General features: G+C 66.6%; 13 protein-coding genes. 2 read left to right on the top strand and 11 right to left on the bottom strand.

Going from position 1 to position 19,433, the window contains the following annotated elements; all coding sequences use genetic code 11:
* Window positions 1-57 precede the first annotated feature (57 nt).
* The 10 genes from addA to ubiE all read right to left on the bottom strand — a co-directional run bounded on the left by addA (window position 58) and on the right by ubiE (window position 16,799).
* On the bottom strand, window positions 58-3,567 hold the full coding sequence (addA, locus tag CIT37_RS00400) for a double-strand break repair helicase AddA (protein WP_161966301.1): 3,510 nt from the start codon (window positions 3,565-3,567) through the stop codon (window positions 58-60).
* Entirely contained in the window at window positions 3,561-6,707 is a 3,147-nt protein-coding gene (addB, locus tag CIT37_RS00395) for a double-strand break repair protein AddB (protein WP_095424888.1), read from the bottom strand. Before addB ends, addA begins: the two co-directional genes overlap by 7 nt.
* Window positions 6,708-6,921: 214 nt before the next feature.
* Window positions 6,922-7,644: a nucleotidyltransferase family protein gene (locus tag CIT37_RS00390; RefSeq protein ID WP_095424889.1), complete on the bottom strand. Its 723-nt coding sequence runs from the start codon at window positions 7,642-7,644 to the stop codon at window positions 6,922-6,924.
* 118 nt (window positions 7,645-7,762) lie between these two features.
* Complete coding sequence (locus tag CIT37_RS00385) at window positions 7,763-8,080, bottom strand: PilZ domain-containing protein (RefSeq protein WP_095424890.1); 318 nt, start codon at window positions 8,078-8,080, stop codon at window positions 7,763-7,765.
* Window positions 8,081-8,166: 86 nt separating this feature from the next.
* Window positions 8,167-9,693 carry a tRNA (adenosine(37)-N6)-threonylcarbamoyltransferase complex ATPase subunit type 1 TsaE gene (gene tsaE / locus CIT37_RS00380; protein WP_095424891.1) on the bottom strand — a complete coding sequence of 509 codons (1,527 nt, stop codon included), beginning with the start codon at window positions 9,691-9,693 and terminating at the stop codon, window positions 8,167-8,169.
* The gene (locus CIT37_RS00375; protein ID WP_018323415.1) at window positions 9,690-12,194 is read right to left on the bottom strand and encodes a sensor histidine kinase; all 2,505 of its coding nucleotides are present in this window, start codon (window positions 12,192-12,194) and stop codon (window positions 9,690-9,692) included. Before CIT37_RS00375 ends, tsaE begins: the two co-directional genes overlap by 4 nt.
* Window positions 12,195-12,488: 294 nt before the next feature.
* Window positions 12,489-12,947 carry a dUTP diphosphatase gene (gene dut / locus CIT37_RS00370; protein ID WP_095424892.1) on the bottom strand — a complete coding sequence of 153 codons (459 nt, stop codon included), beginning with the start codon at window positions 12,945-12,947 and terminating at the stop codon, window positions 12,489-12,491.
* A complete protein-coding gene (gene coaBC / locus CIT37_RS00365; RefSeq protein ID WP_095424898.1) occupies window positions 12,944-14,395 on the bottom strand; it encodes a bifunctional phosphopantothenoylcysteine decarboxylase/phosphopantothenate--cysteine ligase CoaBC in 1,452 nt (483 codons plus the stop codon). The genes dut and coaBC overlap by 4 nt, the downstream gene beginning before the upstream one ends.
* A gap of 71 nt (window positions 14,396-14,466) precedes the next feature.
* A complete protein-coding gene (ubiB, locus tag CIT37_RS00360; protein WP_028139489.1) occupies window positions 14,467-16,041 on the bottom strand; it encodes a 2-polyprenylphenol 6-hydroxylase in 1,575 nt (524 codons plus the stop codon).
* Window positions 16,038-16,799, bottom strand: a complete 762-nt coding sequence (gene ubiE / locus CIT37_RS00355) for a bifunctional demethylmenaquinone methyltransferase/2-methoxy-6-polyprenyl-1,4-benzoquinol methylase UbiE (protein WP_095424893.1) — start codon at window positions 16,797-16,799, stop codon at window positions 16,038-16,040. The genes ubiB and ubiE overlap by 4 nt, the downstream gene beginning before the upstream one ends.
* An 81-nt stretch (window positions 16,800-16,880) precedes the next feature.
* On the opposite strand from ubiE, the gene mutM reads away from it, so the two are divergent.
* Together mutM and CIT37_RS00345 are read left to right on the top strand one after the other, a co-directional pair.
* Window positions 16,881-17,780, top strand: coding sequence for a bifunctional DNA-formamidopyrimidine glycosylase/DNA-(apurinic or apyrimidinic site) lyase (gene mutM / locus CIT37_RS00350; RefSeq protein WP_028139491.1), 900 nt, complete (start codon window positions 16,881-16,883; stop codon window positions 17,778-17,780).
* 6 nt (window positions 17,781-17,786) lie between these two features.
* Complete coding sequence (locus tag CIT37_RS00345) at window positions 17,787-18,353, top strand: GNAT family N-acetyltransferase (protein WP_038970610.1); 567 nt, start codon at window positions 17,787-17,789, stop codon at window positions 18,351-18,353.
* Window positions 18,354-18,600: 247 nt separating this feature from the next.
* Here CIT37_RS00345 and CIT37_RS00340 read toward each other — a convergent pair whose 3' ends face one another.
* Complete coding sequence (locus CIT37_RS00340; protein ID WP_028139493.1) at window positions 18,601-19,344, bottom strand: nucleotide-binding protein; 744 nt, start codon at window positions 19,342-19,344, stop codon at window positions 18,601-18,603.
* Between the last annotated feature and the right edge of the window lie 89 nt (window positions 19,345-19,433).

The raw sequence follows: 19,433 nt of genomic DNA, 5'->3' as shown, positions 1-19,433 counted from the left end.
CGTTCGGTTGAAAGAATCGGCGCGGATGGGAATCGCGCCTGGGATCATGCCGTCAACCTATGAACGGCCCCTTGCCGGGTCAAGGACGCTCACACCGAGATGAAGGGATGCCAGCGCCGCGTCCAGCGCGGGGGCTGAAATCTCCATATATTCAAGGGCCTCGGTCCAGAGCAGGACGGCGCGGATGGGCTTTTGGGGATAAAGCCGCGCCAGCACCGCCCGGTACAGCGCAAGCTGCCGGACATAGGCGGCGGGCGCTGCGGCCGCGTTCTTGGGCGCCGCCTGGTTGGTCTTGAAATCGACGATCAAAACCTCATCCGGACGAACGATCAGCCGGTCGATCTGTCCCGACACCAATGCCGGGGCGCGGCCCGGCCGCTCCAGCCTGCCGGCGATGGCGACTTCCGCCCGGCTGCCGGCGGCAAAGACCGGCGCGAAGCGCGGTTCAGTGAGCAGGGCGAGTACCTTGTCGGCCAAAGCGGCGCGGTCGGCCTCCGTCCAGTCCGCGGCATTGCGCGCCATGAAGCCGAGCGCGGCCTCGCGCCGGCGCTCCGCGGCGATATCAGGCAGGGATTGCAGGAGACGGTGAACCAGCGTGCCGCGCTGCAGTGCGAGCGCGCGGGACCGCACCGATTCGCCGGTCCGCACGCTGCGGCCTTCCTCAGCCGACTGGCCGGACGGACGCACCATGTCGTCGTCAACGATCTCGCGCGGCGCCGGCGTTCGCAGCCAGGCCGGCAGCGCGACCGTCTGGTCCACGGTCGCCGCCGGGATACCCAGCGCGGCGACGTCCTCCGGCCGGGCGAATCGCGTCACCTTGCCGAGCGGCGTCTCGATCGTCTGCTTGTCTAGGCCCGAGCCTTTGAGCCCGGTGTCGACCAGGTCATACCAGCTCAGCTTGCGGACTGTCCTCATATTGCCGGGCATGCAGCCGCCGACGATCAGCCGATCGGCCGCGCGCGTCATCGCAACATAGAGCAGGCGGCGATATTCGTCCTCGGTCTCCTCGAGCATCGCCTTGCGCGCGTCGGCGACGGGCTTGGGGTCGTCGGCCTTGCGGCCGGCCCAGACCACGACCTCGCCGCCATTGCCGCGCGGCACGTGGATCAGCCGAACCCGCTGCGAGTCCGCGGGCGACGACGTGGTGTCGACCATGAATACGACCGAGGCCTCCAGGCCCTTGGCGCCATGCACCGTCATCACCCGCACCTCGTCGCGCGAGATCTCCATGTCGCGCTTCACCTCGGTGTCGGCCGAGCGCAGCCAGGCCATGAAGCCCTGCAGCGATGCCGGCGCCTTGCGCTCACAGCTCAGCGCGAGCTCCAGGAATTCGTCGAGCGCGTCGTTGGCCTCATGCCCGAGCCGGCGCAGGATGCGCGCACGGCCGCCGTCGCCCCCTAACAGCCAGGCGTAGAAGGCAAACGGCGTTTCCTCGCGCGCGCGCGTCTCACAGGCTTCCAGACGCCGCAGCACGGCCGCAAACTTCTCGCTTCCCTTCGCATGCTCGCCGAGTGCGCAGCGCAGCGATCCCTTGCGGTCGGGGGCAAGCTGGAACAGATCGTCGTCATCGAGACCGAACAGCGGGCTCTTCAGCGCCACCGCCAGCGCGAGATCGTCCTGCGGCAGCAGCAGGGCATCAGCGAGGTTCATCAGGTCGATGATCGCGATGTGCTCGGTCAGCTTGAGCCTGTCGGCGCCGGCCACCGGAACGCCAGCGTGCTTCAGCGCCTGGATCACGGCATCGAAGGCATTGCCGCGGCGGCGCACCAGGATCAGCATGTCGCCATAGCGCAGCGGTCGGCGCTCGCCTTCGTGCCCGGTCAGCGTGCCACTCTCGACCAGCCGCTTGATTTCGGCCTGGATGCGGCGCGCCAGCTTGACTTCTGGGCTGGTGACAGCGACGCCGTCGAACGGCGCGCGCCAGCCCTCGATCTCCTGGCGGTCGTCGGCGACAGCCAGATCCCACAGCTCGATCACGCTCGGACCGGCATCGGCGAGCGCGTTGTGCAGGGGATGGCCGATCTCGACCGAATGGATGCTCTTGTAGATCTCCTGGTCGCGGAAGACGTGGTCGACCGAGTGCAGGATCGCAGCGCCCGAGCGGAACGAATAGGTGAAGGCGACCGGATCGAACTTCAGCCCCGCCGAGGTGAACTTGCGGTGCAGCTCGCGCCGGCGCGCGTCGAACTCGTGCGGCGCCGCACCCTGGAACGAGAAGATCGACTGCTTCTCATCGCCGACCGCGAAGACCGTGCGGTTCAATCCTTCGCGCGCGCCTTCGCCGGCGGTGAATTCGGAGATGATGTGCGCGACGATGTCCCATTGCCGCGGGCTGGTGTCCTGCGCTTCGTCGATCAGCACATGGTCCACGCCGCGGTCGAGCTTGTAGTGCACCCAGCCTGAAGACACACGGTTCAGCATCGCCAGCGTCTTGTCGATGAGGTCGTCGTAGTCGAGCAGCCCGCGCTCCTGCTTCTCGCGGCGGTAGTTGGCGGCGGCCGCGGTGGCGATATGCAGCAGGGCCGCGGTGCGGTCACGCATGGCGACCGCCCGGCGCTTCTCGATCAATGCACTGACCCGCTGCGCCTCGTTCTCGAACAGGCGCGCGACCGACGGGTTGTGCTCGCCAAACTTCTTGGTCAGCACCGCCTTGCGCGGCAGCTTTTCGTCGGTGAGGAAGACGCAGAGATAGGCATCGACCTGCGCGCTGCCGGAGAACGCCTTGGCCTCGCGGAGCCGACCGGCCTGGTCGTTGTCGGACTTGCTGCCGTCTTCCAGCGCAAAGGCGATGTCGTCCCAGCGCGATCGCGGCAGATAGGGTCCATCGAGAATCTCGGTCTCGACGTCCTCGATGCGATCGCTCGCATCGACGCCCAGCGCCGCCGCCATCTGCGCAGCAGCGGCTTCGGCGTTGCCGGCCTCATCCGTCCAGGCCATGAAGTGATCGCGGCTCAGGCACGCTTCGCGCACGACCTCCTTGAAGGTGACGTCGGCCGCGCTCGCCATCGCGGTCAGCAATGCGCGACCGGTGACGCTCTCCGGATCGCGCGCGGCCTCCAGCAGCACCTTCAGATTGGCGCGCTCCATCATGTCGGTCTGGTCGCGCTCGTCGATCACGGCGAAGCGCGCGGGAACGTTGGCCTCGAACGGAAACTGCTGGAGAAGGCGCGTGCACAGCGCGTGGATAGTCTGCACCTTCAGCCCGCCCGGCGTCTCCAGCGCGCAGGCGAACAGTTTTCTCGCTTCGCGCCGAATTTTTGCGCTGGGATGCGGGATGCCGACAGCGCGGATCGCTGCGTCGAGCCCGGTATCATCCAGCGTCACCCAGTGACCAAGCGTGGTGAACACGCGTTCGGCCATGTTGGCGGCGGCGGCCTTTGTGAAAGTGATGCAGAGGATCTTCTCCGGCGGCACGCCCGACAGCAGCAGGCGGATCACGCGCTGCACCAGCACATGCGTCTTGCCCGAGCCGGCATTGGCCGACACGAAGGCCGACGCAGTTGGGTCGGACGCACGCGCCTGCCGCGCGCGGACCTCGTCGGGGATGGGGCGCGGTGCCTTCACCATTCCTCGATCCCCAAACCGCCGGCCGCGGACCATTCCTTGATCCGGGCGAGATCGTCATAGGTACCGTAGCGATTGGACCACATCGGCAGGTTCAGCGAGGTGTAGGGCTGGTTCTCGTCGTCGAAGGCACGGATCAGCGCCTCCAGCTTGGCGCGCGCTTCGGCGGCCGCTGTGTCCGGCGGCTGCGGCTCGTCGCCGGGTTTGTACTTGAGCTCGAGGATGCGCTCCTCGCCCGGCGGATTGTTGCCGCTCAAGCGCACATAGACGAGCTGGCTCACCGACGCGCCGGCGTCGATATCGGGAAAGCCACCCTCGCGCAGGATCGCGGCCTCCAGTGTGAGCTGCGGCGACAGGCCCATGCGGACCTGCTTGCCGGTCGGCGGCTGTCCGGTCTTGTAGTCGAGGATGGCGTAGCCGCCGCCCTGGCGCCGCTCGATGCGGTCGGCGCGTGCCGAAAGGCGGAAGCTGCGCGCGCTGTCGAGCATGATTGAAATCTCGCCGCGCGTCTCCGCGACGATGGCCTCGATCGCGTCGCGGCGGGCGGTCTCCCATTCGCCGAACCAGCGCGCGATGCGCTGGAAGCGCGGCCACCACAGCGCCCGCGCTTCGGGTCGCTCCATCAGCGGCGCGAAATATTTCTCGCCGATCGTGCGCAGCACGCGCGCGGGATCGTCGGGCAGACGCGCGGCATAGCTCTCGGTGAACTCGCCGATCGCATCATGAATCGCCGAGCCGCGGTCGGCGGCCGACAGCGGCATGTCGACGGGATCGAGCGCATCGAGCCGCAAAATGTGTTTGGCGTAGATCGTGTAGGGATCGCGCAGCCAGTCTTCGATCGCGGTCACCGACATCCTGAGCGGCCGCGTCGCGCGCGGCGGCCGCGGCTCGGGCTGCTTGATTGGCCTGACCTCGTCCGGCTGGTCGAGCGCGCCCGCGAACTGCAGGTATTTCTCGCCGGCGCGAACGGCCGCCTTCCAATGATCGTCGCCCGCAACCGCCTCCAACCGATGCAGGAAGCGCGAAGCCACCGCCGGCGCGCCGCCGGCCTTGGCGGAATGGGTGAGGATCACCTCGTCGCCACCGAGCAGCTGGGCAAAATCGTGGGCGGAGAGGCCGATGCGGCGCTCCGGCAGATCGAGACCGAGCTCGTGCCGCATCGGCCGGCTCAGCCAGGGGTCGATGCGCGGCGCCGGTGGCCAAACCCCCTCGATCAGTCCGCCGACTATGACGCGGTCGGCTTGCATCAGGCGCGATTCCAGCGGGCCGTAGATCTGCAGCCGCGCGCCCGGCTTGTCTCGCCGCCTCACGGCGCGATCGCTGAGAGCGGTCTGGAAGACGTCGGCATAATCAGGCAGCGTCACCATCAGTCCGCTGATCGTGCCGCCGCGCAGGAGATCGTCGAAGGCGCCGGCGAGCGCGAGGCCTTCGCGCTCCTCGAAGGCGAGCGGGATGCCCTGCTCGTCGCGCGACAGCTCGATGATGATCTCGCGATGCCGGTGGGCAAGCTCGGCGAAGTCGAACGGCTTTGCCGACGCCAGACTCTCGATCGGTGCCAGCGCCTTCTGCAAGGTGTCGATCAGCGTCTGGATGCGGTCGATGTTTTCGGCCTTGAGATGCGCACGGGGCTCGGCCTTGTGAAGCGCGGAGACCTCGCTGCGCCACAGCTTTGTCAGCTCGTTGCGAAAGCGGTTGAATTCGCGCAGCAGGCCGCCGGTGCCGGCAGGCGGACGCGTGCCGCGTAGGACTGCAAGCTCGAGATCTTCGATCGCCGCCTTCCACGCGCCAGGCAGCCGGCCGAGCCGGCACAGCGGATGCTTCAGCATGGCCAGCAGCGTTGGCGGCTCCAGTCCCTTGGTCGCCGCTTCCGCAGTGAGCCGGGCAAAGACGCCGGCGGATGTTTCCATCAGCACGTCACCGCCGGAATCGTCGAAGGCGAGATCCCATCGGGTCAGCGCAGCCATCACCCGCCGCGCCAGCGCGCGGTCCGGCGTCACCAGCGCTGCCGATTTGTCGAGATGCCGTGCTTCGCGCATGGCGATGGCAATGGCGAGCGCTTCCATCTCCGGATTGGGGGCTTCGACGACGGCGAGGCTTTTCATGCCGCCCAAGATCTTCGCTGCGACATCCGGCTGCTTCAGCCGGTCGTGCCAGACTTCCGTCTTGGCCGACGGCCGCATCGATTCGGAGGCGAGCAGATCGCGGCCGCCGTCCGCTGGCGGCTGGAGAATCTCGACGTCGCTGCGCTTGATGCCAAAACGATCCAGCAGCGCGTGCATGGCATATTGCGGATGGTTCGACGCCGGATGCTCTGCGAACTTGCCCAGCGAGTCGCGCACGCCGCCGATGCTCCGCCAGGCGCCGTCGTCGAGATCGGTGTCGAGGCCCGGCAGCACCACTGCGCCATGCGGCAGCGATGCGACTGCGTGCAGAAATTTTGCTGTGGCCGGCATCGAGCCGGTCGAACCCGCCGCGATGACCGGCCCGTTCGGATGCGCGGTCAGCCGTCTGGCCTCCGCCGCGATCAGGAGATCGCGCCGCGCCGCGGGCTCGATCCGGTTGATCTCGGCGAGATGACCGGGCCAGGCGATCCGCGCGATCCGCAAAAATTCGAGCGAGTGCTGCCAGTAACGGTCGAGGTTGTCAGGTACGAGACCGTCGAGCGCGCTCCAGTCGACGCCGCGCGTCACCATGTCGTCGATCAGGCGCGCGAGGTCGCCGGCGAGCGCCAGCGTCGAGGCGGGCCCGCCGACCACCAGCGGCGACAGCACCGGGCCCTTGGCCCAGGCCGCGACCAGTTGCGCCAGCGTCAGCCGTCGTTCGAGCTCGCCAAGCCGCGGCGGAATGTCGAGCGGCGTTGCGCCGGAGAACTGCTCGCCCTCGTCGGCGAAGGCGAGCTCATCCTCGTCGATGTCGCCGAGCGCGACGATGCGCGGCAGCACCACGGCGTCCGCTTTCATCTCGTCGAGGAAGATCTCGCGGACCACGCGCATCGCGCGCCTTGTCGGCAGATACAGCGTGGCATCCGCCAGCCGCGCCGGTTCCTTGCGCGCCTCGAATCCCTCGACCAGCCGTCCGTCGAGCAGGCTCGCGACGATCGTGCGCAGGAATGGAACTGAGAGGGGAACGCTGAAGACGCGCATGGATCGCCTGATTCGAAGGATCAGGCAATATAGGGAGGCGAGGTCGAATGGTCATGGGGCGGGGGGAAGTCGTCCCCGCTCTTCGCGAGGCCTGACAGGTCTTGTAGGGTGGGCAAAGCGAAGCGTGCCCACCCATTTTGCCATCGAGAGAGATGGTGGGCACGGCGCAAGGGCGCCTTTGCCCACCCTACGGCACCGCGTTCGGGGCCGGTCCCTACGCCACACTCTCCAGGAACGCCTCTTCCGCGGCGTGCACGGCGTCGGGCGTGCCGACATGCATCCAGACGCCGTCGAGGCGGAGGCCGAACAGCCGCTCCTGCTCGCCCGCGCGGTCGAACATTTTCGTCAGCGAGAACTCGCCCTGCGGCGCGCCTTCGAAGATCGACGGCGACAGGATCGCCGCGCCGGCATAGACGAACGGAACGACCTCCTTTTCCTTGCGCTTGCGCAGGGCGCCGTCGGGCAGCATGCCGTAATCGCCGCGACCGCTATAGCCGATGCTGGTCGCAGTCGGCGCCATCAGCAGCAGGATATCCATGCGCGCGGGGTCGAAATTCTCGGCGAGCTGCGTCAAATTGGAGCGCACGCCGTCGATCCAGAGCGTGTCGGAATTGACGTGGAAGAACGGTGCGTGGCCGAGCAACGGCAGCGCCTTGACCACGCCGCCGCCGGTGCCGAGCACCTGGTCGCGCTCGTCAGAAATTGTCACGCGCGGAAGCTGGCGCGATGCGACGTGATCGATGATCTGGTCCGGCAGGTAATGCACGTTGACCACGGCCTCGGTCACGCCCGCCTGGCCGAGCTTGTCGAGCACGTGGTCGAGCAGTGGCTGGCCGGCCACCGGCACCATCGGCTTCGGCATCTTGTCCGTCAGGGGACGCATGCGCAGGCCAAACCCTGCGGCGAGCACCATGGCTTTGGTCGGTTTGACGGACATCCTTCGCTTTCTCAGACCTTTCGCGTTCGCAGCAATCCTAACACGAGGTTCGATCAGCCGCACCGCATCTCAACCGCCTTAACCACCCGCCGTGACGGTTGTACGACGGGTGTTGCCATCATGCCCCGACGGCTGTGGAACGCGCCTTTTTCTTCTTGTCGCCGAGCTTGAGGAAATTGACCCCGATCTGGTCGCCATTGACCCAGGCCGGCTCGCAACGCCGGTACGCAAGTCCGGTGGACGACAGCAGCAGAAAGAACTCCTTCAGATGGAGGCCCTCCACCGAGCCGTCGATGGTCAGCTTGGCGCCGGTCTCGGAGACGTCCTCCATGGTGCAGTCGCGCCGCCAGGTGCCGTCGATCCCCATCATCTGGGCCGAGATCCCGCGCTCGAAGACAACCCGGCTGTTGCCGCGCTGGTCCGTCTTTACCGCCATCTGCCCGCTCCAGCCCGTAATGATCCGGCTGCCTCGCCGCCAGAATACCGGCGTCTTGGCTAACAGCTGGTAAATCGGCCTCCGAATCAGGCCGGACTTTGGGGCGGAGGGACGTTGGCGAGATACCAGTCGCGCAAAGAGCTCAGCGCGGGATGTGCCAGCGAGCGCTGGAGATAGGTCCAGATCCGCGGCTGGTGACGCAAATAATGCGGCTTACCATCGCGGCGGTTGAGGCGGGCGAAGGTGCCGAGCAGCCGCGTATTCCGCTGTGCCGACATGATGGCGTAGAGCTCGGCGAACCCGGCCGGATCGAAGCCGGCATCGCCAGCGCGCCGCGCCTTGATGTAGCGCGACAGCAGCGTCAGCTCGAGACTTTCGGGCACGTCGATGCGGGCGTCCTGAAGCAGCGACACCACGTCGTAGGATTGCGGACCGAGCACGGTGTCCTGGAAATCGATCACGCCGACGCGCGCGATGCCGGCGCGATCCGGAAGCCAGATCAGATTGGGCGAGTGATAGTCGCGGATGATCCACGTCCTCGGCGCGGCCAGCGGCTTCCTCAGCAGCTCGCGCCACATCGCGAAGAATTCCGAGCGCGCCGCCTCGCTCAGCGGCGCGTTGCGATCGGGCAGGTACCATTCCGGCATCAAGCTGATCTCGATCAGCAGCGCCTCAGCATCGAAGAGGGGTATAGCGTAGGTCTGATCCGCCAGCGGCAATGTTTCCGGCAGCGTCTTGCCGTGGAGCACGGCCAGCACATCGGCCGCGGCCTCGTAGCGCTCGGCAATCGGGCGTGGCGGATCGCCTTCGATCACGCCTTCGTTGCCGAAATCCTCGGTGATCAGGAAGCCATGGTCGAGGTCGGAATGGTGGATCGCGGGCGCCGAGATGCCCTGCGCGCGCAGGCCTTCGTCGATCGCGACGAACGGCTTGACGTTCTCGGCGAGATGCACTGCGGCGCTGTACGATTTTCCGTTGTACGTCGCAGCACCATCAGGGCGCTGCGGAAAGTTCATGAGGATGACGATCTCGTCGTCGCGCAGCAGCCGCGCATAGGAGCGCGTCGAGGCATCGCCGGCCATGCGCTTGCGAGTCGCATCCATGTAGCCGGAGGCATCGAGGAATTCGCGCAGCGCCTGCAGCCGCGCGACAGCGGCGGCCGCCTTGCCGTAACCGGTGATGTCGGCGGCGCGCGCATTCGAGCCCAGCGCCGGCCGATGCGTCAGCGCGATGTCGATGCGATCCTGTGGCATCGCCGACGGCGCGCGCTCCGGCCATTCGATCAGGACGAGTGTGGCATCGGGCAGCGGCGACAGCCCGATCTCCTCGAGCTCGCTCTCGTCCTCGACGCGGTAGAGATCGGCGTGCATCACCGGAAAGGGCGGCAGCTCATAGCCCTGCACCAGGGTGAAGGTCGGGCTCGGCACTTCCAGCGCCTCGTCGCCGGCGAGGTAGCGGATGAGCGCGCGGGCGGCCGCGGTCTTTCCTGCGCCGAGATCGCCGGTGAGGGTGATGACATCGCCGGGACCGACCAGCAGCGCGAGGTCGGCCATCAGTTGCGCGGTGGCCGTCTCGTTGTGAAGCGCGACGGAGAATGTGGTGGGCGCGCTCATTCGGCGGCGTCGCGATGCGCCGCCTGGTCGGTCGGGAAGTCACAGATCACGACCGTGCCGCGGCCGACGATCGAGTCCACCCGCACCTTGCCGCCATGCAGCTCGACGAAGGAGCGCACCAGCGACAGGCCGAGCCCGGCGCCGCGGTGACGCGAGCCCTGCGAGCGGCTTTCGAACCAGTTGAACACCTTGTCCTTCATGTCGGCAGGTATTCCAGGCCCGGAATCTGTCACAGTGAAGACCACGCTGCGTTCGGTGCGCCGCGCGCTGATGCCGACGGTGGAATCCTGTGGAGAAAATCCGACGGCGTTGGCGAGGAGGTTATAGAGCACCTGCACCACGCGCTTCTCGTCGCCGACGAAGCTGCCGACATCGGGCGCGATCTCGACTTTTAGGCGGATGCGGTCGGTCGCGAGCCGGTCCTGGATGCCTTCGGCCGCGAGCTCGATGGTCTTGCTGACGTCGACCGGCCCGAGTTCCAGCTTCATGGCGCCCGCGTCGATGGTGGCCAGATCGAGGATGTTGTTGGTCAGCGCCAGCAGCGCATTGGTCGATTTGGTGACGTAGTCGAGATATTCGGCCTGTTTCGGCGTCAGCGGCCCGGTCGAGGGATCGCTGAGGAAATGCGCGAAGCCGATGATGGTGGTGAGCGGCGAGCGCAGCTCGTAGGAGACGTGGTGGACGAAATCCACCTTCATCTGGTCGGCGGCCTCCAGAGCCTCGTTGCGCTCGCGCAGCGCGCGCTCGACGTTCTCGGTGTCGGTGATGTCCTGGAACGTCAGCATGGTCGCGCCGTCATGCAGCGGGCGGATCATGCCGTCGAGCACGCTGCCGTCCTTGCGCTCCAGCTTCAGCGGCACGTCGGCGCGGCTCTCGATCGAGGTGACGGCCTCGCGGATCTGGCGCCAGACCGTGGGGTCGTCGAACAGCTGATGGCACCAGCCTTCCACCGTCTGGATATGCGGCTCGTCGCGCATGGCATCGCTCGACAGTTTCCACATCCGGACGAAGGCCGGGTTGAACAGCTGCGCCTTGCCGTTGCTGCCGAACACCGCGACGCCCTCGGCGAGGCTGTCCAGCGTCTCGCGCTGGACACGGATCATGCCGTCGAAGCGGCGGGCGAGCTCGAGGCTCTCGGTGACGTCGTCGAACAGATAGGTGACGCCGCCTTCCGGGTTCGGCGTGGTGACGACCGAGAGCGCGCGGCCGTCGGGCAGGTACCAGGTGTCCTTGGTGGTCTCGACCGCGCGATAGGCCTCGTGCAGCTTGGATTTCCAGGCACGGAAGTCCGGCTGTTCCGGCAGTTTTCGCGCGGCACGGAGCTGATCCAGCACGCTGGAATCATCGGGATTGGCGTCGAGGAAGGTGCGGTCGAGGTCCCACAGCCGGCGGTAGGAATCGTTGTAGAAGGCGAGCCGGCGCTGGCCATCGAACACGGCAACGCCGGAGGAGAGCTGGTCGAGCGTGCGGCGATGCGCCTCCGCCATCCGCACCAGCGCCGAGCTGAGCGCGTCCGCCTCGCTGGCATCGATGGCGACGCCGACGCTGCCGCTGCCGACATTGACCGCGCGCACATCGTAGATGCGGCGCTCGCCGCTGATCACAATCGGCAGCCGGGCGTTGAAATTGGCGGTGTCCTTCAGTCCCCGTTCCATCGCGGTGCGGTCGGCGCTGTCCAGCAGCTCGAGCTTGCGCTCCTGCGCGTCGGTGACGTTGTTCGCCTCGGTGGCACGAACATAGGCGGGGTTGGCGTAGGTCAGCGCGCCGTTCTCGCCCTTGGCCCAGATCGGCCAAGGTGCGTTCGCGGCAAAGCCGCGCAGCATCTCGGTCTCGTCGGAGAGCGCGTTGTAGCGCAGATTGGTCTCGGCCAGATCGCGGCGGAGACCCGAGAGTTCGCGAATCCGGACAATGGCCTGGCCGCCGATGGCGCGGCCGATGGCCTCGAGCGTGTGGCCATGCGCGGTCGTCAGCGTCAGCTGGAACCCGTCGCCGCGGTCACGCAGCGCATCGACGGCGTGATCCATCTGGAGCGCGGGCTCGGGCGGCAGCCAGGTTCCGAATGCGAGCACCCGTTGCGGCGAGGAGTCGCGCGGCAGCACCATGGAGATGTCGCCGGAGATCTGCGCGCGATTGTCGCCGGCCGGCCAGGAGATCAGGATCTGCGGCTCGGCGAACAGCAGCGCGCCGAAGCGGTCGGCCTGGAGCTGGAGTTCCCCGATTCGTGCGCGCAGCCGCGCCTCGTTCTTCGCGGTGCGCACGCGCGTGCGCATCAAGAGGATCGCAGCCACCACCGAGAAGCCGAGCAAGGCCAGCGCGGTGGCGAGCACCGCGAGTTCCTGCCGGTTGAAATCCAGCATGATGGAGAGGGTGTCGATGAGGTCGGCCGCCTCGGCCGGCGCAGCCGGCAGCAGCGCTGCAAGAGCGCCTCCCAACAAGCCGTTGCGCACGAGCGATGTGCACGACAGCAGCGTCCGACGCATCGACACGATCACGCCTGACATAGTTGCCCCAAGACCGCACGAATTTACGCGCGGCGACCCCCGTCGCGCGCGAATCAAACGACAATACCCTCACCGCGACTCCGCCGGTAAGAGTCCAGATCGTGAACGCAAAGGCGGCCCCAAAAAAATGCCGGGGGAGGGGTTCCCGCCCACGTAGTTCTTCGGGATGATTCGGCTGAAATTGCCGTGCGTTAGCGGGGCTGATTATTTGGGCGACATGGCCGCCGCGGAGCAGGTGCGCTCCCTCCCCTGCTCTGCGCGTCGACCTCTCCCGCAAGCGGGAGAGGTAAGAAACTAGCGGCCGGTCGAGCCGAAGCCGCCGGCGCCGCGATCCGTGGCCGATATTGTGGCCACCGGAACCAGCGCGGCCTGCACCACGGGCGCGATCACCATCTGGGCGATGCGCTCGCCGCGCTTGATCACGAACGGCGCCGCGCCGTGGTTGATCAGGATCACCTTGATCTCGCCGCGATAGTCCGCGTCGATCGTGCCCGGCGCGTTCAGCACGGTGACACCGTGCTTGGCGGCAAGTCCCGAGCGCGGCCGCACCTGCGCCTCGTGCCCGGCCGGCAATGCGATCGCAAGGCCGGTCGGCACCAGCGCATATTGGCCTGGTGCGAGCGTCATCGGCTCGCCGTCCGGCACCGCCGCCATCAGGTCGAGGCCGGCCGCCTCGGTGGTTTGATAGGCCGGCATTGGCAGGCCTTCCGCATGGGCCAGGCGTTGCAGTTCGACAGTGACCTTCGTGCTCAAGATGCCGGCTCCAGGGATTTGTCGGTCACGCTTCGTGCGACATGCGCGACCAGTTCGATGGCGACCTGTTCCTTGGTCATCACCGGCCAGGAATCAACTGCAATCTCGCCGTCCTTCTCACCATTCTTGCGACTGATCAGATGCACGGTGTTGCGGTCGCCGCCCATCACGCCCGTGGCGGGCGAGACGTCGTTGGCGACGATCCAGTCGCAGCCCTTGCGGGCAAGTTTTGACTTGGCGTTGTCGATGAGGTGCTCGGTCTCGGCGGCAAAGCCGATCACCAGCGGCGGGCGCTTGTCGGTCAGCTTCGAGATCGTGGCGAGGATATCGGGGTTCTCGATGAGCTGAAGCGGCGGCATGCCGGCCGCGGTCTTCTTCAGCTTCTGCTCGCCTTCGTTGGCGACGCGCCAGTCGGCGACGGCGGCGGCAAAGATCGCGATGTCGGCGGGGAGCGCGGCCTGCACCTGCTCCAGCATCTGCCGCGCCGATTCCACATGCTTCACCGTCACGCCCTGGGGATCGCTGAGGTCGACCGGACCGCTCACCAAAATGACCTCGGCACCGGCGGCCTGTGCGGCGGCGGCGATGGCAAACCCCTGCTTGCCGGAAGAGCGGTTGGCGATGTAGCGCACCGGATCGATCGGCTCGTGGGTGGGACCTGCGGTGATCAACACGCGCTTGCCGGCGAGCGGGCGCGGCACCGGCGGCCGCAGCAGACGCTCGGCGGCGGCGGCGATCTCGATCGCTTCGGACATGCGGCCGACACCAGCTTCGCCCGCTTCGGCCATCTCGCCGGAATTGGGCCCGATCAGCACCCCGCCGTCGCGCTGCAGCTGCGCGACGTTGCGACGCGTCGCCGCATTGTTCCACATCAGCGGGTTCATTGCCGGTGCCAGCAGCACCTTGCGGTTGGTCGCGAGCAGGATCGCGCTGGCGAGATCGTCGGCGTGGCCGTTGGCCATCTTCGCCATCAAGTCGGCGGTCGCGGGCGCCACCACGATCAGGTCGCAGTCGCGCGCAAGCCTGATATGGCCGGCGTCGAACTCGCTCTGGGGGTCGAACAGGTCGGTATAGACGCGCTCATGGGAGAGGGCGCTGACCGCCAGCGGCGTGACGAATTGCTGCGCCGCTTTGGTCAGGACACAGCGGACCTCGACGCGGCGCTCCTTCAGCCTTCGGATCAGGTCGAGCGATTTATAGGCTGCGATCCCGCCGCCGATGATCAGGGTGACGCTGGCCTCAGGGACGGCGCCGGTGCGCTGAGGGGTGGGGACGACGGAGGCTGCCGGCGGCGCCGAAAACGGCGTCAGCGGCTCCTCGCGGCCCTCGATCAGCTCCCGCAGGATGACCCGGACCTCTTCCTCGACCGATCTGCGGTTCTTGGCCGAGCGCAGCCGCAAATAGGTTTTGACGCCGTCGTCGAGCTTGCGGATGGTCAGGCTTGCCATGACGCCCTCCAGCACGGAATGATGGCGATGATATCATTTGCGTGATTGCAATGCAATCAAGCTTTTGGCAATCATAGATTCCGGACGGCGATCAGGATCCCGATGAAGGTCGCGGCGATGATCCAGAGCGCGACGGTGCGCCAGCGGTTCTTGCGGCCCTCGCTGCGACCCATCGCGGCGATGCTCTCCGGCGACAGCCTGATGCCCTCCCGCGTCATGGTCTCGAGCTGCTCCAGCACCTTCACCGACCGCTCGGCGATCTCCGGCAGGCGCATCAGCACGCGCGCGATGTCTCCGGTCCCGGCGAGCGCGCCTTGCACCCGGCCGATGGGTCCGAGATTGCGCTCGATCCATTCGCGTACCACGGGGTCGGCGATCTTCCAGATGTCGAGCTTGGGATCGAAGCCGCGCGCCACGCCCTCGACCACCACCATGGTCTTCTGCAGCAGGATCAGCTCGGGCCGCGTCGTCATGTCGAACAGGCCGGTGACCTCGAGCAGCAGCGTCAAGAGCCGCGCCATCGAGATCTCTTCCGCCGTGCGGTTGTGGATCGGCTCGCCGATGGCGCGGATCGCCTGCGCAAAGTTCTCGACCGAGTGATGCGCGGGCACGTAGCCCGCCTCGAAATGCACCTCGGCGACGCGGCGATAATCGCGAGTAATGAAGCCGAGCAGGATTTCCGCGAGAAAACGCCGCTCCTTCATGCCGAGCCGGCCCATGATGCCGAAATCGACTGCGACGAGTCGTCCCGCGTCATCGAGGAACAGATTGCCCGGATGCATGTCGGCGTGGAAGAAGCCGTCGCGCAGCGCGTGCCGCAGGAAGCTCTGGATCACCTTGCGGCCGAGATCGGGGAGGTCGACCTGCGATTCTGCCAGACGCTTGTGATCGTTCAGCGCGATGCCGTCGATCCACTCCATCGTCAGCACGTTGTGCGTGGTGCGGTCCCAGTCCACGGACGGCACGCGGAAATCAGGATCGCCCTGCGTGTTCTCCGCCATCTCTGACAGCGCCGCAGCTTCCAGCCGCAGATCCATCTCCATGGCGACCGAGCGCGACATGGTGTTGATGACCTCGATGAGGCGCAGCCGCCGCGCTTCGGCCGAGTAGGTCTCGGCTTTGTTTGCGACGAAGAAGAAATCGGAGAGGTCGCGGCGGAAGCGTGAGGCCACGTTGGGCCTGAGCACCTTGACCGCGACCGACTTGCGGATGCCGGCGTGCAAGACCTCGCCGCGATGCACCTGCGCGATCGAGGCCGCCGCGACGGGAGGGCCGAAGCTCACAAACACGTCCTTCAGCGGCCGCTCCAGCGAGGTCGCGATCGCGGCTTCGGCTTCGTCCTGCGGAAACGGCGGCAGGCGGTCCTGGAGACTTTCGAGGTCGCGCGCCATGATGACGCCGACGACGTCGGGGCGTGTGGCCAGGAATTGTCCGAGCTTGAGATAGGCGGGGCCCATCCGCGTCAGCGCGCGCGATATCCGCGGGCCGTGCTTGACGCCACGCCGTTCGACGAGGCGCGCCAGCTTCAGAGCGAGCTGTCCCGGCGGCGGCACCAGGCTCGGATCGACCGAGCCGAACACGCCCTCGCGCGCAAACACGAACGCGGCGCGGATCAGGCGCGCAATGTGGGTGAAGGCAGAGATCACAAACGCCAGCCCGAATGCAGTGCGACGATGCCGCCGGACAGGGTCTGCCAGCTGACGCGGGCGAAGCCGGCGTCGCGGATCATGTCGGCGAAGGCGTTGGGTTTTGGAAACTTGCGGATGGACTCGACGAGATATTGGTACGACTCGGCGTCGCCCGTGATCATGCGGCCGAGCGGCGGGATCACCTTGAACGAGAACAGGTCGTAGATCCGGTCGAGCCCGGGCATCTCGACGGTGGAGAATTCCAGGCACAGAAAGCGGCTGCCGGGCTTCAGCACGCGATAGGCCTCGCGCAGCGCCAGATCGATCCGGGGCACGTTGCGAATGCCGAAAGCGATCGTATATGCGTCGAAGCTGCGGTCGGCGAAGGCGAGCGCTTCGGCATTGCCTTCGACGAAATCGACCCGGGTTTCGAGATGGCGCTTCGCGGCGCGCTCGCGGCCCACCGCCAGCATGTCGGTGTTGATGTCGCAGACGGTGGCATGGAAGCCGGGGCCCGCGGCCTTGGCGGCGCGGAACGAGATGTCACCGGTGCCGCCGGCCACGTCGAGCAAGGCGAACGACCGGTCGCTCCTGGGCGGGTCGAGCGCGGTGATCATGATGTCCTTCCAGACCCGGTGCAGGCCACCGGACATCAAATCGTTCATCAAATCATAGCGCGATGCCACGCTGTGAAACACATCGTTCACCAGCGTCTGCTTGTCCCCGAGGGGGACGTCCCTGAAGCCAAAATGCGTGGTTTCGCCCGGCCGATCCATTACTCTACTCCACTGGGCGAACCATAGCGCGCCCGCCGCAATGGCGCTATCACACCGCCCTCATAAGGTGAATGCCTGACCATGCCTGAATTGCCCGAAGTCGAGACCGTCCGCCGCGGCCTTCAGCCCGTGATGGAGGGTGCGAAAATCCTGGTGGCGGAGGCCCGCCGGCCGGACCTGCGCTTTCCGTTCCAGCCGGATTTCGTGGCCCGGCTTCAGGGGCAGGTCGTCACGGGGCTCGGCCGCCGTGCAAAATATCTCTTGGCCGATCTCGCCTCCGGCGATGTGCTCCTGATGCATCTGGGCATGTCGGGCTCGTTCCGCGTCATCAAGCCGGACAACGAGGCAGCTCCCGGCGAGTTTCACTATCCTAGGGGTAAGGACTCCACGCACGACCACGTGCTGTTTCGGATGTCTTCCGGCGCCGACATCGTCTTCAACGACCCGCGCCGTTTCGGTTACATGAAAGTGATCGCGCGTAACGCACTCGACGAGGAGCCGCTGCTGCGCGGCCTCGGCCCCGAGCCGCTCGGCAACGAATTCGACGCCGCGATGCTGGCGCGGTCCTGCGAAGGCAAGGCCACCAGCCTGAAGGCCGCGCTGCTCGACCAGCGCGTGGTGGCGGGGCTCGGCAACATCTATGTCTGCGAAGCCCTGCATCGCTCGCATCTGTCGCCGCGCCGGATCGCGGCGACGCTCGCGACCAAGGGTCGCAAGGGCGTTGGCGGCGGCGAGCCGACCGATCATGCGAAGCGATTGGTAAGTGCGATCCACACCGTGCTGAACGACGCCATCAAGGCCGGCGGCTCGTCCTTGCGCGACCATCGCCAGACCTCGGGCGAGCTCGGCTATTTCCAGCACTCGTTCAAGGTCTACGACCGCGAAGGCGAGAAATGCACGACGCCGGGGTGCGGTGGCACGGTCAAGCGGTTTACGCAGAATGGCCGGTCCACCTTCTGGTGTCAGAAATGTCAGAAGTAGAAATCCATGCCGACGCCGCAGCTTGAAACCGAACGGCTGATCCTGCGTCCGCTGGCGCTGTCAGACGTGCCGGCGATCCAGCGCCATTTCGACAATTGGAATATCATCCGGCATCTCTCGATGGTCGTGCCGTGGCCGTATCCCGCCGACGGAGCGGAGACGTTTGTCAGGATGCAGTTCGACAAGATCTCAGCCGGCGACGACATCCATCTCTGGGTTCTGGTGCTCAAGGAGGGGGACGGCGAGGCGATTGGAAACATTCATCTGCGGCCCCGTGCAGAAGGCCCGAAAGGCAATCGCGGCTTCTGGCTGGCGGAGCCTTACTGGCGGCGCGGACTGATGACGGAAGCCATCGCCGCGGTGAACGATTTTGCCTTCCTCACGCTCGGCCTCGATCATTTCTACGTCTGCAACGCCGCGACCAACGAAGCCTCGCGTCGGGTCAAGCAGAAGACCGGCGCGGAATTCGTCGGCTTCATCGAGCTCGCCCATCACGACGGGCAATCGAAGTCCGAGAAATGGATCGTGCGGCGGGAGGCCTGGTTGGGCAACAGATCTGCGATTGAAGGCTAATGCATGCCCAACGTCATGGTCGGGCTTGTCCCGGCCATCTACGTTCTTCTTCCCTGTTGCCAAGACGTGGATGCCCGGGACACCTGCGCGAAGCCGCGCTTCGCGCTTTTGCCCGGGGCGCGACGGATGGATGGGGGTCAAAAAACGCGAAGCGAAGCAATCCGGCCGGGCTGGTGGCCGGATTGCTTCGTCGCTGGGGCCCTTCGGGATGGTGAAGGGCCGGCTGCCGTCTGAGCGATCGCCCCGCTCAGGACGCCAGTGTCGTGGTCTCGTCCGCCGAAAGCTCGGCAGCGACATGCAGCATGCCGCCCGCAGCCGATATCACCTGGTCGATCTGGACATTGGTCGTGGCACTTAGCTCGAGCCGGGTTTCGATCCAGCGCCAGAGGCCGCGGATCTCGTCCGCCGACTTGCCGTTCGGCGCGAATTCGCTCACCGCACGGCCGTTCGCGAGCGAGTCCTGGTGATCGTTGCGCATCACGATCAGCGGGCGCGCGAGCACGTCAGAAAGATCGAGCGCCGCTTCCTCGGCGAGGGTGTTGGCGGCGTTGTCGATGCGCTGGCCGCGGATCGGCGTCTGGTTCAACACGAAGCTGTAGGGCCGCTTCCAGGCGCGTGCGACGCTGAGCGTCGAGACGGTCGCCTCGATGTCGGCGACGCTCGGGCGGGCCGGGATCAGGCAGAGATCGGAATGGCGGATTGCAGCGGTGGTCGCGGCGCTGAGGCCGGCGGCGGTGTCGACGATCGCAAGCTGCAGGCCGCTGTCAGCCAGCATCTTCAGGCGCGGCTCGATGTCGGCGGCGTGATAGATCGGCTCGACGACGAGATCATCGGCGGTGCGGCGGCGCTGCCAGTTCGACAGGGTGCCCTGCGGGTCGGTCTCGATCAGGCGGACGGTGAAGCCGGCCTGCTTGGCCGCGAGCGCGAGGCCGATGGCGAGCGTGCTCTTGCCGCTGCCACCCTTTTGGGTGGCCAGTACGATCGTGTGCATTTGAAGATCAATCCTTTGGAATGCTTGGGTCAGGAATACGCCACGCGAACGTGCATCGATCTCGATGCTGAGCCTTCTAGCTCAGGACG

The organism is Bradyrhizobium ottawaense (genome assembly GCF_002278135.3).
GTDB classification, from domain to species: Bacteria; Pseudomonadota; Alphaproteobacteria; order Rhizobiales; family Xanthobacteraceae; genus Bradyrhizobium; species Bradyrhizobium ottawaense.
The sequence above is the reverse complement of the archived record's forward strand: the minus strand, read 5'-3'. Positions and strand labels throughout refer to the sequence as shown.